A 15,650-nucleotide genomic window follows, 5' to 3' on the forward strand; every position below is an offset into this window, starting at 1 on the left:
CAACAGGCCGCTGTCTTTGATCCTGTCGTTCCCTCGACGGCCGATAGCCGCCCTACCGCCCGTGCTCCACCAGCTCCGCCAGCATGGAGGCCACCCGCAGCGTCAACGACGAAGCCCCCCTCGGGTAGTGGATGGCGACTTCCATGGGCGCCGGCACGGGCAAACCGGACCCGTCGGACAGGATACGGTGGCCAGAAATCACGGTGCGTCGCGGAAGCAGGCTGACGCCCATGCCCGCGGCCACGGCTCGCTGAACGCTTGCCAGGCTGGAACTGGTATAGACGATCTGCCACTGGCGCCCTTGGGAGTCGAGCGCATCCGTCATGTCTCGGCGATAGAGGCCATCGGCAGGAAAGGCCACCAGGGGCAGGGGATCCAGGTCCACCACCGGGTAGGACGCACTGTCGATCCAACACAACGGCTCGGGCCAATGCATCGTGGTGCCCTCGACGCCCGGTGGTTGTTTCACCAGCACCAGGTCGAACTCGCCCAGGTCATAGGCACGCTTCAGATCACGACTCAACCCGCTGGTGACTTCCAGCCTGACGCGCGGATTCTCCCTCATGAAACTCGCCAGCATGGGCGTTGCGACCGACGAGGCGAAGTCCTCGGGCAGGCCTAGACGCAACGTCTCGCTGAGGGCATGGCCGGATAATGCGCTCACCGCCTCGGCATTGAGGCACAGGATTTTCCTCGCGTATCCCTGTAGCTGTTCTCCCGCTTCCGTCGGCCGGACATGGTGATGCTCCCTCTCCAGCAGGCGTTGCCCCACCGCCGACTCGAGCCGCAGGATTTGCTGACTGACCGTCGACTGTGTCGAGTTGAGGCGTTTTGCCGCCGCAGTGAAGCTCCCCGTATCGATGACCGTGATAAAGGTATAGAGGAGATCGTGATTGAGAGGCCTATTCATCGCATCGCTGCCGGCTGTCCACGCCTGACACGTCCATTCGTCGAGGGAAGCGATGATCTTTTCAGCCTAATCACCACGGTGCAATATCGTTCGGTATCCCGACATGCACGTTGCCCCCTCCACAGTGCCGTCGGTCCCTCGTGCGCGGCAGCGTCCCTGGACCGCGCCGGCATGCGCCCAGCCACCGGAAAGCCCGCCATGGGTGGGCGGCGGGAAACTCTCGGCCGTTGGGCGTCATTGATGCCGTCCTCGGCGATGAAGCGGGAGAGCAGACGCAGGTTGTACTCCAGCCCTTCGCATATGGTCTTCTCGGACACGAAGAACCCGCCATAGGGCGGGTTCTCGTCGTGCAGCACGCTAAGTGAACGGAATGCTCACTCCCACTCGATGGTGGCCGGCGGCTTGCTGCTCACGTCGTAGGTGACGCGGGAGACGCCGGTGATCTCGTTGATGATGCGGTTGGAGACCTTCTCCAGCAGCTCGTAGGGCAGGTGCGCCCAGCGAGCGGTCATGAAGTCGATGGTCTCCACGGCGCGCAGCGCGATCACCCACTCGTAGCGGCGGCCGTCGCCGACCACGCCCACGGACTTCACCGGCAGGAAGACGGCGAAGGCCTGGCTGGTCTTGTGGTACCAGCCGGCGTTGTGCAGTTCCTCGATGAAGATGGCATCGGCCTCGCGCAGGATGTCGGCGTACTCCTTCTTCACCTCGCCGAGGATGCGCACGCCCAGGCCGGGCCCCGGGAAGGGGTGACGGTAGACCATGTCGTAGGGCAGGCCGAGCTCGACGCCTAGCTTGCGCACCTCGTCCTTGAACAGCTCGCGCAGCGGCTCGACGAGCTTGAGCTTCATGGTCTCGGGCAGGCCACCCACGTTGTGGTGCGACTTGATCACGTGCGCCTTGCCGGTCTTGGCGGCGGCGGACTCGATCACGTCCGGGTAGATGGTGCCCTGGGCCAGGAAGTCCACGCCCTCGATCTTGGCGGCCTCGGCATCGAACACGTCGATGAAGGTGTTGCCGATGATCTTGCGCTTGGCCTCGGGCTCGTCAACGCCCTCGAGCTTGTCGAGGAACAGCGCCTCGGCGTCGACGCGGATCACCTTCACGCCCATGTGCTTGGCGAAGGTCTCCATCACCTGGTCGCCCTCGGCCTTGCGCAGCAGGCCGTTGTCGACGAACACGCAGGTCAGCTGATCGCCGATGGCCTTGTGCAGGAGGGCGGCGACCACGGAGGAGTCGACACCGCCGGAGAGGCCGAGCAGCACGTGGCGGTCGCCCACCTGGTCGCGCACGCGGGCGATCTGGTCCTCGATGATCTGCGCCGGGGTCCAGTTGCGCTCGCTGCCGCAGATATCCAGCACGAAGTGCTCGAGGATGCGCTGGCCCTGCAGGGTGTGGGTCACCTCGGGGTGGAACTGCACGCCGAAGAAGCGCTTCTCCTCCCAGCTCATGGCGGCGATCGGGCAGCTCGGGGTGGAGGCGGTCACCGTGAAGGTGTCCGGCACCTCGGCCACCTTGTCGCCGTGGCTCATCCAGACGTCGAGCAGGCTGCGGCCGGTCTCGTGGTCGATGTGGTCCGAGATGTCCTTGAACAGCGCGGTCTCGGCGTCGAGGCGGATCTGGGCATAGCCGAACTCACGCACGTTCGACCCGGCCACCTTGCCGCCGAGCTGCTCGGCCATGGTCTGCATGCCGTAGCAGATGCCCAGCACCGGCAGGCCCATCTCGAACACGCACTGCGGGGCACGGGGCGAATCCAGCTCGGTGACCGACTCGGGGCCGCCGGCGAGGATGATGCCGTTGGGGGCGTACTCGCGAATCTCGGCCTCGGTGATGTCGAAGGCGCGAACCTCGGAGTAGACCCCGATCTCGCGCACGCGGCGGGCGATCAGCTGGGTGTACTGGGAGCCGAAGTCGAGGATCAGGATCTTGTGGGCGTGAATATCGGTCATGGGAACGTCTCGGTGTGGCGGCAGGCCGGATCCAAAAGCGAGCGGCGGGGTTGCCCCCGCCGCGGTCGTACTGAGGTCGGGATCACCCGGCCCGGTAGTTCGGGGCTTCCTTGGTGATCTGCACGTCGTGCACGTGGGACTCGTTGAAGCCGGCCCCGGTGATCTGCACGAACTGCGGCTTGGTGCGCATCTCCTGGATGTCGCGGCAGCCGGTGTAGCCCATGGAGGCGCGCAGGCCGCCCATCAGCTGGTGGACGATGGCGCTCATCATGCCCTTGTAGGGCACGCGGCCTTCGATGCCTTCCGGCACCAGCTTCTCGGCGCCCTCGCTCTTGTCCTGGAAGTAGCGGTCGGCGCTGCCCTGGGTCTGGGACATGGCGCCCATGGAACCCATGCCGCGGTAGGCCTTGTAGGTACGGCCCTGGAAGAGCTCGATCTCGCCCGGCGCCTCCTCGGTGCCGGCCAGCAGGCCACCGGCCATCACGGTGCTGGCACCGGCCGCCACGGCCTTGGCCAGGTCGCCGGAGAAGCGCACGCCGCCGTCGGCGATCAGCGGGATGTCGTAGGGCACCAGGGCCGCGGCGACGTTGGAGACGGCGGTGATCTGCGGCACGCCGACGCCGGCCACCACGCGGGTGGTGCAAATGGAGCCCGGGCCGATGCCGACCTTGACGGCGTCGGCGCCGGCCTCGGCCAGCGCCTTGGCGGCCTCGGCGGTGGCGATGTTGCCGCCGATCACCTGGATCTGCGGGAAGTTCTCCTTCACCCAGCGCACGCGCTCGATCACGCCCTTGGAGTGGCCGTGGGCGGTGTCGACCACCACCACGTCGACCCCGGCCTCGGCCAGGGCGGCCACGCGATCCGGCGTCTCGGGGCCGGTGCCGACCGCGGCGCCGACCAGCAGGCGGCCGTCGGCATCCTTGGCGGCGAGCGGGAAGGTGCGGGCCTTCTCGATGTCCTGGAAGGTGACCAGGCCGCGCAGGCGCTGCTGGTCATCCACCACCAGCATCTTCTCGATGCGGTGCTCCTGCATCTTGCCCTTGATGACGTCGAGGGTGGTGCCCACCGGCACGGTGACGAGCTTCTCGCCGGGGGTCATGATGTCGGCGACGCTGTCGCCGTGGTTGGGCTGGAAGCGCATGTCGCGCTGGGTCACCAGGCCCACCAGGGTCTCTCCTTCCACCACCGGGAAGCCGGAGAAGCCGTGCTCCTCGGCCATCGCCAGCAGGTCGGCCAGCTTGGCCTTGGGCCCGACGGTGACCGGGTCCTTCACGATCACGCTCTCGTGCTTCTTGACCTTGCGCACCTCGGCGGCCTGCTGCGCCATGGTCATGCTCTTGTGGATGATGCCGATGCCCCCTTCCTGGGCCATGGCGATGGCCAGACGCGCCTCGGTGACGGTGTCCATGGCCGCGGAGACCAGCGGGATGTTCAGGTAGAGATCCCGGGTCAGGCGGGTCCGAAGGCTGACGTCGTTGGGCAGGACCTCGGAATACCCGGGGACGAGTAATACGTCATCGAACGTAAGAGCTTCTTGGGCCATACGTAGCATATGCGGCAACACCCATGGAGGTAGGAGGAGGGAGTGAAGTTAATCCCCCATTATAGCGGCCGGCCCGGGGGTCCGGCAATCCGTGGCGTGCTTGCTCACTCCTCCTCGGCGCGGCGAAACTCGCGGCGCCAGCGCTCCAGGAAGGCGGCACGACGCTGGGGGTCGACGAAGGCCAGCAGCGAGGCGTTCAGGGGAATCGGGAACAGCCGCTCGCCCACCTGGTCGCGCAGCCGCGCCGCCGTGAAGGGCCCGACGATGTCGGGGCGCACGCTGAACAGCGGCGTCTGGCCGGCCAGCACCCGCTGCCCCTCGCGGCCGAGCAGGAAGTCGACGAAGGCCTCGGCGGCCACCGGGTGCGGCGCGTCGCGGTGGATGAAGGCCATGCGCATCATCACCAGCGAGTAGTCCTGCGGCACCTGCACGATCACCTCGGGATGCGTCTGGGCCCAGACCATGGCGTAGGAGCCGAGCAGGTTGTAGCCGAGCCAGTAGCGCCCGTCGGATAGCCCCTCGAGCATCGCCCGGGTGCTGCCCTCGAGGCGGGCGTCGACCCGCCCCATGCCGGCCACCAGGTCCCAGAAGCGCGGGGTGTAGCGGGCGTCCTGCTGGTGGAGGGTGTAGCCCACCCCGCTCTCCAGCGGCGAGTAAGTGGTCACCTTGCCCGCGAGGGCGTCGCGCTCTGTGGTCAGCAGGGTGTGCAGGTCGGCGTGGGTCTGGGGTGGGGCCATGTGGCGTGAGAGGTCGAGCCGGTAGGCCATGACGATGGGCTCGAAGGTGAAACCGAACACCTCGTCGCGCCACTTGGCCCAGGCCGGCCAGCGCCGCGCCGCCGGCGAGTCGAGCCGCCGTGCATAGCCTTGGTTGACCCGGGCCATCTGCCAGGGCATCGCCGAGCTGATCACCACGTCCGGCGCCGGGTCGGCCTCGGCGACGAGGGCGTCGACCTCCAGGGTGGTGCGGTCGCGGAAGTCCAGAGCGATCTCGGGATGGGCGGCGCGGAAGGCGTCGAGCAGCGGCGCGACCACCTCGCGATCGAGTGCGGCCTCCACCACCAGCGGCGTCGGCGCCGCGCGCAGCGGGCCGGCGCCGACAAGCAGCAGCGTCAGCACAATGAACGAGAGAGCGGTTCGCCGGGCCATCATGGCGCCTCCTCGGGATCGCACAGCGGAAGAGAGAGCCTCACCCTGAGGCCATGGGATTCTCGGGCGCCGAGGCTCAGCCGCCCGTCGAGCCGCCGTGCGATGGAGTCGACGATCGAGAGGCCGAGCCCGGAGCCCTCGGTGTCCTGGCGCCCGCCCCGCTCGAAGGGCTGCAGCAGCCGCTCGCGGGCCTTGGCCGGCACGCCCGGGCCGTCGTCCTCGACGAAGAGCGCCACCTCGCCTCGCCCCTCTCGCCCCTCGAGCACTTCAAGCCCCAGGGTGATCACGCTGCCCGGCGGCGTGTAGCGCAGGGCGTTGTCGATCAGGTTGCCGAGCAGCTCACGGATCGCCCACCCCTCGGCGCGCACCCAGACCGGCCCGGCGGGAAGCGGAGCGAGGCCCAGGTCGTGATCGCGGGCCGCCTCGCGCTCGGCCCAGTCGAGCACCGTCTCGCGCAGCACGGCGGCCAGATCCAGCGGCGCCACTGCCTCGGCCTCGCCGAGGTGGCGCAGCCGGGCCAGGCTCAACAGCTGCCCGGCGAGCCGGCTGGTGCGCCCGGCGCCCTCGTGCACCGCGGCGAGTGCCGCCCGCCACTCGGCCGGGTCCTCGCTCGTGAGCGCCAGCTCGCTTACGCTCTGCAGCCCTGCCAGCGGCGTCTTGAGCTGGTGGCTGGCGTCGGCGGTGAAGCGCAGCAGCGCCTCGCGGCTCTGGCGCTGGCGGGCGAAGAGGTGATCGAGGGTCTGGGCCAGCTCGCGCATCTCCTCGGGCACCCGGGCGTCCAGCGGGCGCATGTCGTCGGCGTCGCGGCGGCGCAGCACCCGGCGCAGCCGGCGCATCGGCCCCAGCGCCACCCGCAGGGCCAGGGCCATCAGCACCCCGGCCAGCAGCACCATGGCCACGAAGCGGGTCAGGGTGCGCTCGAAGAGCTCGTCGGCCAGCGCCATCCGCCCGGCCCGGGTATGGCCGACCCAGACCTGCACCGGCTCCTGGGAGACCCAGCCCGCGGAGTCCACCTCGCGGCCGTAGAGTCGCCAGGCCTCGCCGTCGAGGCGCGCGGTCAGCGCCAGGGGCGCGTCGGCCGCCCGCTCGCGCCAGCCGGGCTCGAGGGTGAACGGCAGGTTGGTAGAGACGGGCGCGCCGTCGGCGTCGAGCACGGCGTAGAAGACCCGCTCCTGGTGCCGGGTGGCGAGAATCTGCAGGGCCGCCGCCGGCACCTCGATCAGCGGCTCGCCCTGCTGCCACTGCACCGCCTCGGCGATGGTCAGGGCGGCGGCCTCGAGCTGGCTGTCATAGGCGCGCTCGGCGGCGCGATGGCTGCTCACCCGGGCCTCGATCATCAGCAGCGCCCCGAGCCCGGTGACGGTGACCAGCAGCCACACCGCCAGGCGGCGCTTGAGCGAGCCCGTGACCTCGATCACCCGGCCTCGTCCTCCAGCCGGTAACCGAGCCCACGGAAGGTGCGAATCCTGAGCCCGGAGCCGGCGAGCCGCTTGCGCAGCCGGCTGACGTAGACCTCCAGGGCGTTGGAGCCCACATCGTCGAAGCCGAACAGCCGCCGCTCCAGCGCCTCCCGAGGGGCGATGCTGCCGGCGTGCAGCAAAAGCCCCTCGAGCAGCAAGAGCTCGCGGCGCGGCAGCGCCAGCGGCGCCTCATCGAGGGTCGCCACGCCGGTGGCCGGATCGAAGACCAGGCCCCCGAAGCGCAGGCGATTGTCGCTGCGCTGCTGGCTGCGCCGCAGCAGGGCGCGCACCCGGGCCTCCAGCTCGGCAATCGAGAAGGGCTTGGCGAGGTAGTCGTCGGCACCGAGGTCGAGGCCGGAGACCCGGTCGTCGATGCCGTCCCGGGCGGTGAGGATCAGCACCGGGGTGGTGTCGCCGCGATCGCGCAGCGCGGCCAGCAGCCCGAGGCCGTCGCCGTCGGGCAGGCCGAGGTCGAGCAGGATCAAATCGAAGCGGTCGTGGCGCAGGGCGGCCCGGGCCTCGGCGCAGGTGGCAAAGACCTCGACGGTATTGCCCAGGGGCGCGAGCGCCCGCTCCAGGGAGCGCGCGATCAGCGCATCGTCCTCGATGACCAGCAGGCGCATACGACCAATGTCTCAGACGGTGAGGGGGAAGGTGACAGGTTCATGAAAGGTGGCGGCCCTAGCATCGCCCTGGCCATCACGCGAGGCAGAAGCGGGCCTCGCCCACCTCGCATAACAAGAGAACAGGAGTTCGCCATGAAGATCAACACGGCCATCCGCCACGCCTCCGGCCTCGCCCTGCTGGGCGGCGCCCTGCTCGCCGGCTCCGCCCAGGCCGCCGGCGATGCCGAGTGCATCGCCCCCGCCAAGCCCGGCGGCGGCTACGACCTGACCTGCCGACTGGCCGCCAACGGCCTGCTCGAGACCGGCCGCATCGACTCGCCGATGCTGGTGACCTACATGCCCGGCGGTATCGGCGCCGTGGCCTACAACCACGTCAACGGCGTGCGCACCGACGACGAGAACCTGATCGTCGCCGCCAGCACCGGCGCCGCGGTCAACCTGGCGCTGGGCAAGTTCGGCCAGTACGACGCCGACGAGGTGCGCTGGCTGGGGGCCCTGGGGGTCGACTACGGCGCCATCGTGGTCGGCGCCGACGCGCCCTGGCAGTCGCTGGACGAGCTGATGGCCGATCTTCAGGCCAATCCCGGCGAGATCGCCTTCGGCGCCGGCGGCACCGTGGGCAGCCAGGACTGGATGAAGGCCGCGCTGACCGCCAAGGCCGGCGACATCGACCCGCGCGACCTGCGCTACGTGGCCTTCGAGGGCGGCGGCGAGGCGCTGGCCGCGCTGCTCGGCAACCACATCCAGGTCTTCACCGGCGATCTCTCCGAGCTCCAGTCGCAGCTCGAGAGCGGCAAGGTCCGCGTGCTGGCCGCCCTCTCCGAGGAGCGCATGGGCGGCCCCTACGCCGAGATCCCCACCGCCGCCGAGCAGGGCTACGACGTGCAGTGGCCGATCTGGCGCGGCTACTACATGGGCCCGGAGGTCAGCGACGAGGCCTACCAGGCGTGGGTCGAGCGCATGCAGGCCCTGGCCGAGGACCCGGCCTTCGCCGAGATCCGCGAGGCGCGCGGCCTCTTCCCGATGTCGCGCTTCGGTGACGACTTCGACACCTACGTGAAGGAGCAGGTCGCCGGCTTTAAGTCACTGGCCGAGGAAGTGGGGCTGAAATGAGCCAAGTCGCCAAGCCGGTCGCCGACCGGCTGTTGGGGATCGTGCTGATCGGCCTGGCGGCGTTCGTCGCCGTCCAGGCCATCAACCTCGAGGTCCCGTTCAGCTACGAGCCCGTGGGTCCACGGGCCTTTCCGCTCGGTCTTTCGATCCTGCTCGCCGGCCTCTCGCTGGTGCTCGTCGTCAGGCCCGGTGCCGACGGCCACTGGCCGCACAAGGCGCTGGCGCTGCGCCTGCTGCTGGTGCTGGGCCTGCTGCTGGCCTACGCCATGCTCTTCACCCGCCTGGGCTTCATCCCCACCTCGCTGCTGGTGGTGGCCGCCCTGGCAAGGCTCTTCGGCGCCAGCAACGGCAAGGCACTGATCACCGGCGTGCTGCTCTCCGCGGGCAGCTATGTGCTGTTCACCGAGGGCCTGGGCATCGCCCTGCCCGCCGGCACCTGGCTTGCCGCGCTCATCTAGAGGACTGCCACCATGTTCGATTTCCTGATCGAGGGCTTCGGCGTCGCCCTGACGCCGCTCAACCTGGGGCTGGCCTTCCTCGGCGCGCTGCTCGGCACCCTGTTCGGGGCGCTGCCGGGCATCGGGCCGATCAACGGCATCGCCATCCTGATGCCGCTGGCCTACACCCTGGGGCTGCCGGCCGAGTCGGCGCTGATCCTGCTGGCCGGCATCTACACCGGCGCCGAGTACGGCGGGCGGATGTCGAGCATCCTGCTCAACGTGCCGGGCGACGCCGGCGCGGTGATGACCACCCTGGACGGCCACCCGCTGGCCAAGAAGGGCCTGGCCGGCCCGGCGCTCGGCCTCTCGGCGGTCAGCTCCTTCGTCGGCGCCACCATCGCCATCATCGGCCTGACGCTGTTCGCGCCGCTGCTCGCCGAGGTGGCCGTGATGTTCGGCCCCGCCGAGTTCTTCGCGCTGATGGTGTTCGCCTTCTCGTCGATGTCGGTGATGATGGGCAAGGACCCGATCAAGACCGCCATCGGCGCGGTACTCGGCGTGCTGATCGCCACCGTGGGCGTCGATTCCGGCACCGGCGTGATGCGCTACACCTTCGGCATGCCCGAGCTCTACGACGGCATCGACTTCGTGGTGATGATCATCGGCCTGTTCGCGATCAGCGAGATCCTGCTGATGCTCGAACACGCCCACCGCAAGGACAGCGACGGCGAGCTGCCGCCGCTGGGCCGGGTCTTCGTCAGCCTCAAGGAGGTGCTCTACTGCAAGGGCGCCATGTGGCGGTCGGGGCTGCTCGGCTTCATCATCGGCGTGCTGCCCGGCACCGGCGCCTCGGTGGCCGGCGCGGTCTCCTACACCACCGAGAAGCGCCTCTCCGACCAGGAAGGCACCTTCGGCAAGGGCGACATGCGCGGCCTGGCGGCCCCGGAGTCGGCCAACAACGCCGCGGCGGCGGGCTCCTTCGTGCCGATGCTGACGCTCGGCATCCCCGGCTCCGGCACCACCGCCGTGCTGCTCGGCGCGCTGATGCTCTACAACATCACCCCCGGGCCGATGATGTTCACCGAGCGGCCCGAGGTCGCGGGCGGGCTGATCGCCTCGCTCTACATCGGCAACATCGTGCTGCTGGCGCTCAACCTGCCGCTGGCCGGGGTGTTCGCCCGGGTGCTGACCATCCCGCGCTGGGTGCTGGTGCCGGCCATCGCCATCCTCGCCTTCGTCGGCGTCTACCAGCTGCACTCCGACCTGACCGCCATCTACCTGATGCTGATCATCGGCGTGTTCGGCTACCTGCTGCGCAAGCTCGGCTTCTCTCTGGCCCCGGTGATCCTGGGCTACGTGCTGGGCGGGCTGATGGAGCAGAACCTGCGCCGGGCGCTGTCGATCAGCGGCGGCGAGGTCGACATCCTCTGGCAGTCCGGCATCTCGCTGGGCCTGTGGCTCGCCGCCGCCGCGCTGCTGGTGCTGCCCTGGCTGGTGCCGAAGCTGCTTGCCGCCCGCGCTCGCCGCCACGCCGGCTGACACCCTCTCGGGCCCGCTACGGCGGGCCCGAACCGTTGCGACGGGAGATCGCCGACGTGCCTCTTGCCTTGCCCTCCCCCCTGACCGCCCTGCGGCGCTTCCTGCCCACCCTGGCGCTGGGCCTCGCCGGTGGCGCGGCGGCCTTCGCCGTCGACCTGCCGCTGCCCTGGCTGCTCGGCGCCATGCTCGCCACCACCCTGGCGAGCCTCTCCGGCATGCGGCTACGCTCGCCCGGGCGCGGCCGCCAGTGGGTCCTGGTGGTGATCGGGGTGATGCTGGGGACGGCCTTCACTCCCGAGATGGCCGGCGACCCGCGCCTGTGGGCCGTCAGCCTGAGCGCGATGCTCGGGGCCACGGCGGTGATGATGGGCTTCTCGGTGTGGTTCTCGCGGCGCATCGCCGGCCACTCGCTGGATACCGCCCTCTACGCCGGGGTGCCCGGCGGGGTATCGGCGGTCACCGGCATGGCGCTCTCCTCGGGTGCCGACCTGCGGGTGGTCGCCATGACCCACGCTGTGCGCATCCTGGTGCTGCTGGTCGCCATTCCGCCGGTGCTCGACGGTCTCGGCCACGTCAGCCTGAGCGCCGCCACCCCCGACCCGGCGCAGTGGCTGTGGCTGCCCGGCCCGGCGGATGCCGCCTGGCTAGCCGGCGCCGGGGTGCTGGGTGCCTGGCTGGGACGGCGACTGCGCCTGCCCAACGCCCTGCTGTTCGGCCCCGCGCTAGTCTCGTCGGCGCTGCACCTCACCGGCGTCACCCACGCCGCCCTCCCGCCGACGCTGATCGCCCTGGCCCAGGTGATCATCGGGGTCTCGGTGGGGGTGCGCTTCAGCGGGACCTCGCTTGCCACCCTGGGCCACACCCTGGCGATGGCCGCGCTGCAGGCGCTGGGCCTGCTGGCGATCGCCATCCTCGCCGCCTGGGCGATCCACGAAGCGACGGGAGTGTCGCTGCCGGCGGCGCTGATCGCCTACATGCCGGGCGGGGCGCCGGAGCTGAGCCTGGTGGCGCTGTCACTCGGCATCGATCCGGCCTTCGTGACCGCCCATCACCTGCTGCGCATCACGCTGCTGATCCTGCTGATGCCGGTGCTGCTGGCCGCCTGCCGGCGCCTCGGTGCCTAGACCACGCCGCCATCCGTGCTAGGCTGGGCGGCGATTCCGCCGGAGACCCGCCCCATGCCGCCGCCCCTCAACGACACGCCCCTCGATGCCGGACGCGATGACGAGGCGCTGACCGTCAGTGAGCTCAACCAGCGCGCCCGACGGGCCCTCGAGCAGGACGTCGGCGAGGTGTGGGTGGAGGGCGAGCTCTCCGGGGTGTCGCGGCCGAGCTCGGGACACGTCTACTTCACCCTGAAGGACGAGCGCGCCCAGCTGCGCTGCGCGCTGTTTCGTACCCGCGCGCGCTTCGTCGCCGCGCCCATGCGCGACGGCGACCGGGTCAAGGTGCGCGGCCAGGTGTCGCTCTTCGAGCCCCGCGGCGACTACCAGCTGATCGTCGAGGCGGTGCGCGCGGCGGGCGAAGGCGAGCTGCTGGCGGCCTACGAGCGGCTCAAGGCGCGCCTCGCCGCCGAGGGGGTGTTCGCCAACGCGCGCCCCCTGCCCTTCCCGCCGCGCCACCTGCTGGTACTCACCTCGCCCACCGGCGCGGCGATCCGCGACGTGCTGGCGGTGCTGGCGGCGCGCTGGCCGCTCGCCCAGGTCACGCTGATCCCGGTGCCGGTGCAGGGCCGCGAGGCGGCGCCGGCGATGATCTCGGCCCTGGGCCTGCTCAACCGCCAGCAGGCGCTGGACCCCGCCCGGGACGCCATCCTGATCACCCGCGGCGGCGGCAGCCTCGAGGACCTGTGGGCCTTCAACGACAAGCACCTGGCCCGGGCGATCTTCCACTCCCGGCTGCCGGTGATGGCCGCGGTGGGCCACGAGGTGGACACCACGCTCGCCGACTTCGCCGCCGACGCCCGCGCCCCCACGCCCTCGGCCGCGGCCGAGCAGCTGGTGCCCGACCGCCGCGAGCGGCTGCAGCGCCTCGAGGGGCTGGCCGAGCGACTGGCCCGCGCCCAGCGCGCCCGCCTCGACACCGACGCCCAGCGCCTGGATCACCTGCGCGCCCGGCTGCGCCACCCTGGCGAGGTGCTGGCGGCGCGTCGCCAGCAGCTCGATCAGCTGGAGGCGCGGCTGCACCGGGCCGTGCGCTCGCGCCTCGACCAGCAGCGGCGCCGCACGCACGACCTGCACCGGCGCCTGGCGCTGCGCTCGCCGGATCGGCTGACCGACCAGGCCGGACAGCGGCTCGCGCGCGCCACCCAGCGCCTGCATCAGGCGATGCCCCGGGCGCTGGCCCGCCACCGCGAGCGGCTGGGCGGCGTCGTCCGCGAGCTGCAGGCGGTGAGCCCGCTGGCGGTGCTGGGGCGCGGCTACGCGATCCTCGAGAACGACGCGGGCCGGGTGGTCCGCCGGGCGGCCGATACCGCCCCCGGGGAGCGCCTCGAGGCGCGCCTGGGCGAGGGACGCCTCGCGCTCGAGGTGCTCGAGGCGCGCGACGAGTGAGCGTTCGCAGGCTGCGCGGGGCCGGCTCCATCGTCTAACGTTAAAACATCACAGTACGAGAGAGACGCCACCCGCCCGTTGTCGGGAACCCCGCGAGCCCCGACAATGAGGAGAGGACCCGAACGGCCCGCACCGCCCGAGGGAGAGGCGGCGGGCCGGCAGCTTCACCCACCCAGAGAAGGGAGTTGCACCATGTCACTGCGCATCAACGACGTTGTACCCGATTTCGAGGCCGAGACCAGCCAGGGCCCGATCCGCTTCCACGAGTGGATCGGCGACAGCTGGGCGATCCTGTTCTCGCATCCGAAGGACTTCACCCCGGTCTGCACCACCGAGTTCGGCGCCGTGGCCCGGCTCAACGCCGAGTGGCAGAAGCGCGGCACCAAGGTGATCGGCGTCTCCGTGGACGGCGTGGAAGACCACAAGAAGTGGAGCCAGGACATCTCGAGCCTCGCCGGCTGCGACGTCGGCTTCCCGATCATCGCCGACGAGGACCTCAAGGTCGCCAAGCTGTTCGACATGCTGCCGGCCGAGGCCTACCTGCCGGACGGCCGCACCCCGGCCGACAGCGCCACCGTGCGCACCGTGTTCATCATCGGCCCGGACAAGCAGCTCAAGCTCTCCATGACCTACCCGATGAACGTGGGCCGCAACTTCGCCGAGGTGCTGCGCGCCCTGGACGCCCTGCAGACCGCCAACGGCAAGGGCGTGGCCACGCCGGCCGACTGGAACGTCGGCGAGGACGTGATCATCCCGCCGACGGTCTCCGACGAGGACGCCAAGGCGAAGTTCGGCGAGTACGAGACCGTCTTCCCCTACCTGCGCCGCACCAAGCTGCCCAAGTAAGGCACGCTCAGGCCGCGCACGACGACGACCCCCTGCCGAGGCAGGGGGTCTTGCGTTGCGGGGGAGTGACGAGGCCAGCGGGGCGAACGGCGAGCCGAGCGCCCGGCGGGCCTAGTGGTGCTCGGGCTGGCGCGCGGCGGGCTTGAAGGCGCTGGGCTCGAGCTCGTGGCGGGCCAGCAGCTTGTAGAAGTCGGTGCGGTTGCGCCCGGCGATGCGCGCCGCCTGGGTGACGTTGCCCTCGGTGATCTTGAGCACCTTGACCAGGTAGCTGCGCTCGAAGCCGGCCCGGGCGTCGTTGAAGGTGGGCATGGCGTTCTCCTCGGCGACCAGCGCCTGGGCCACCAACCCCTCCGGGATCATCGGCGAGGTGGTCAGGGCCACGCACTGCTCCACCACGTTGACCAGCTGGCGCACGTTGCCGGGCCAGGCCGAGGTGGCCAGCAGGTTGAGCGCCTCCGGCGAGAAGCCCTTGACGAAGGGCTTGTGCCGCGCGGCGGCCTGGGCGACCAGGTGCTTGGCCAGCAGCGGCACGTCCTCGGCGCGCTCCTTGAGGGGCGGCAGGCGCAGGTTGACCACGTTGAGGCGGTAGTAGAGGTCCTCGCGGAAATCGCCGTCGTGCATGGCGCGATCCAGGTCGCGGTGGGTCGCCGAGATGATCCGCACGTCGATGGGCACCGAGGTGGTCGAGCCGAGCGGACGGATCTGGCGCTCCTGGAGGGCGCGCAGCAGCTTGACCTGCAGGGTCATCGGCATGTCGCCGATCTCGTCGAGGAACAGGGTGCCGCCGTCGGCCGCCTGGAAGAGGCCGCGGTGCTCGCTCACGGCCCCGGTGAAGGCCCCCTTGGCGTGGCCGAACAGCTCGCTCTCCAGGAGCTGCTCGGGCAGCGCCCCGCAGTTGATCGCCACGAAGGGCTTGTCGGCCCGTGAGCTCGCCTTGTGGATGGCGCCGGCGAGCAGCTCCTTGCCCGACCCCGAGGGGCCGGTGACCAGCACGCTGACGTCCGAGGCGGCGACCATGCGCGCCTGCTCGAGGATGCGTTCCATCTCGGGGCTGCGGGTGATGATGGCCGAGCGCCAGGCGTCGTCGCCCTCGGTGGCGGCGGTCGAGGTCTGGGCCAGGGCGTCGTCGATGGCCGAGAACAGCTCGTCGCGATCGACCGGCTTGGTCAAAAAGCCGAACACGCCCTGGCGGGTGGCGCTCACCGCGTCGGGGATCGAGCCGTGGGCGGTGAGCAGGATCACCGGCAGCCCCGGCAGGCGGCGCTGGATCTCCTGGAAGAGCGCCAGCCCGTCCATCTCGTCCATGCGCAGGTCGGAGAGCACCAGGTCCGGACGCGCGACCTCCAGCCGCTTGAGGGCCTCGCGTCCGCTCTCGGCGGTGGTGACGCGATAGCCGCGGCTCTCGAGCCGCATGCCCAGCAGTTTCAGCAGGCTGACATCGTCGTCCACCAGCAGGATGTGCGCGCCATGATCGCCGGCGTGGGGCAGGCGTCCGGTCTGCTTCATGTCATCTCTCCGGGG

The 15,650-nt window shown here is 70.6% G+C and carries 13 protein-coding genes; 6 read left to right on the forward strand and 7 right to left on the reverse strand.

Annotation, left to right across the window (positions count from 1 at the left end; genetic code table 11):
- Positions 1-52: 52 nt before the first annotated feature.
- The 6 genes from C9F13_RS05510 to C9F13_RS05535 form a co-directional block, all read right to left on the reverse strand.
- Positions 53-910 (reverse strand): LysR family transcriptional regulator, encoded by an 858-nt coding sequence (locus C9F13_RS05510; RefSeq protein WP_108445174.1) that lies wholly within the window; start codon positions 908-910, stop codon positions 53-55.
- Between the two features lie 374 nt (positions 911-1,284).
- Positions 1,285-2,862: a glutamine-hydrolyzing GMP synthase gene (gene guaA, locus C9F13_RS05515; RefSeq protein ID WP_108445175.1), complete on the reverse strand. Its 1,578-nt coding sequence runs from the start codon at positions 2,860-2,862 to the stop codon at positions 1,285-1,287.
- Positions 2,863-2,944: 82 nt separating this feature from the next.
- On the reverse strand, positions 2,945-4,414 hold the full coding sequence (guaB, locus tag C9F13_RS05520) for an IMP dehydrogenase (RefSeq protein ID WP_108445176.1): 1,470 nt from the start codon (positions 4,412-4,414) through the stop codon (positions 2,945-2,947).
- Between the two features lie 95 nt (positions 4,415-4,509).
- The gene (locus C9F13_RS05525; RefSeq protein WP_108445177.1) at positions 4,510-5,556 is read right to left on the reverse strand and encodes an ABC transporter substrate-binding protein; all 1,047 of its coding nucleotides are present in this window, start codon (positions 5,554-5,556) and stop codon (positions 4,510-4,512) included.
- Positions 5,553-6,971, reverse strand: coding sequence for a sensor histidine kinase (locus C9F13_RS05530; protein WP_108445178.1), 1,419 nt, complete (start codon positions 6,969-6,971; stop codon positions 5,553-5,555). Before C9F13_RS05530 ends, C9F13_RS05525 begins: the two co-directional genes overlap by 4 nt.
- Complete coding sequence (locus tag C9F13_RS05535) at positions 6,968-7,636, reverse strand: response regulator (RefSeq protein WP_108445179.1); 669 nt, start codon at positions 7,634-7,636, stop codon at positions 6,968-6,970. The genes C9F13_RS05530 and C9F13_RS05535 overlap by 4 nt, the downstream gene beginning before the upstream one ends.
- A 135-nt stretch (positions 7,637-7,771) precedes the next feature.
- Here C9F13_RS05535 and C9F13_RS05540 point away from each other — a divergent pair, with 135 nt between their 5' ends.
- The 6 genes from C9F13_RS05540 to C9F13_RS05565 all read left to right on the forward strand — a co-directional run bounded on the left by C9F13_RS05540 (position 7,772) and on the right by C9F13_RS05565 (position 14,129).
- Positions 7,772-8,752: a Bug family tripartite tricarboxylate transporter substrate binding protein gene (locus C9F13_RS05540; protein WP_108445180.1), complete on the forward strand. Its 981-nt coding sequence runs from the start codon at positions 7,772-7,774 to the stop codon at positions 8,750-8,752.
- Positions 8,749-9,210, forward strand: a complete 462-nt coding sequence (locus C9F13_RS05545) for a tripartite tricarboxylate transporter TctB family protein (RefSeq protein WP_108445181.1) — start codon at positions 8,749-8,751, stop codon at positions 9,208-9,210. Before C9F13_RS05540 ends, C9F13_RS05545 begins: the two co-directional genes overlap by 4 nt.
- Before the next feature lie 12 nt (positions 9,211-9,222).
- Entirely contained in the window at positions 9,223-10,731 is a 1,509-nt protein-coding gene (locus tag C9F13_RS05550; RefSeq protein WP_108445182.1) for a tripartite tricarboxylate transporter permease, read from the forward strand.
- Between the two features lie 56 nt (positions 10,732-10,787).
- On the forward strand, positions 10,788-11,855 hold the full coding sequence (locus tag C9F13_RS05555; RefSeq protein WP_245888706.1) for an AbrB family transcriptional regulator: 1,068 nt from the start codon (positions 10,788-10,790) through the stop codon (positions 11,853-11,855).
- A gap of 54 nt (positions 11,856-11,909) precedes the next feature.
- Positions 11,910-13,283, forward strand: a complete 1,374-nt coding sequence (xseA, locus tag C9F13_RS05560; RefSeq protein WP_108445184.1) for an exodeoxyribonuclease VII large subunit — start codon at positions 11,910-11,912, stop codon at positions 13,281-13,283.
- Between the two features lie 192 nt (positions 13,284-13,475).
- Complete coding sequence (locus C9F13_RS05565) at positions 13,476-14,129, forward strand: peroxiredoxin (protein ID WP_108445185.1); 654 nt, start codon at positions 13,476-13,478, stop codon at positions 14,127-14,129.
- Between the two features lie 111 nt (positions 14,130-14,240).
- On the opposite strand, the gene glrR is transcribed toward C9F13_RS05565, so the two are convergent.
- Entirely contained in the window at positions 14,241-15,635 is a 1,395-nt protein-coding gene (glrR, locus tag C9F13_RS05570) for a two-component system response regulator GlrR (protein ID WP_108445186.1), read from the reverse strand.
- Positions 15,636-15,650: the final 15 nt, after the last annotated feature.

This window comes from Halomonas denitrificans, from assembly GCF_003056305.1.
Taxonomy (GTDB): Bacteria; Pseudomonadota; Gammaproteobacteria; order Pseudomonadales; family Halomonadaceae; genus Halomonas; species Halomonas denitrificans.

What these genes read in the sequence shown, in the direction of transcription:
- C9F13_RS05510 (WP_108445174.1), bottom strand. Translation starts at nt 910, where the DNA reads ATGAATAGGCCTCTCAATCACGATCTCCTCTATACCTTTATCACGGTC.
- guaA (WP_108445175.1), bottom strand. Translation starts at nt 2,862, where the DNA reads ATGACCGATATTCACGCCCACAAGATCCTGATCCTCGACTTCGGCTCC.
- guaB (WP_108445176.1), bottom strand. Translation starts at nt 4,414, where the DNA reads ATGCTACGTATGGCCCAAGAAGCTCTTACGTTCGATGACGTATTACTC.
- C9F13_RS05525 (WP_108445177.1), bottom strand. Translation starts at nt 5,556, where the DNA reads ATGATGGCCCGGCGAACCGCTCTCTCGTTCATTGTGCTGACGCTGCTG.
- C9F13_RS05535 (WP_108445179.1), bottom strand. Translation starts at nt 7,636, where the DNA reads ATGCGCCTGCTGGTCATCGAGGACGATGCGCTGATCGCGCGCTCCCTG.
- C9F13_RS05540 (WP_108445180.1), top strand. Translation starts at nt 7,772, where the DNA reads ATGAAGATCAACACGGCCATCCGCCACGCCTCCGGCCTCGCCCTGCTG.
- C9F13_RS05545 (WP_108445181.1), top strand. Translation starts at nt 8,749, where the DNA reads ATGAGCCAAGTCGCCAAGCCGGTCGCCGACCGGCTGTTGGGGATCGTG.
- C9F13_RS05550 (WP_108445182.1), top strand. Translation starts at nt 9,223, where the DNA reads ATGTTCGATTTCCTGATCGAGGGCTTCGGCGTCGCCCTGACGCCGCTC.
- xseA (WP_108445184.1), top strand. Translation starts at nt 11,910, where the DNA reads ATGCCGCCGCCCCTCAACGACACGCCCCTCGATGCCGGACGCGATGAC.
- C9F13_RS05565 (WP_108445185.1), top strand. Translation starts at nt 13,476, where the DNA reads ATGTCACTGCGCATCAACGACGTTGTACCCGATTTCGAGGCCGAGACC.
- glrR (WP_108445186.1), bottom strand. Translation starts at nt 15,635, where the DNA reads ATGAAGCAGACCGGACGCCTGCCCCACGCCGGCGATCATGGCGCGCAC.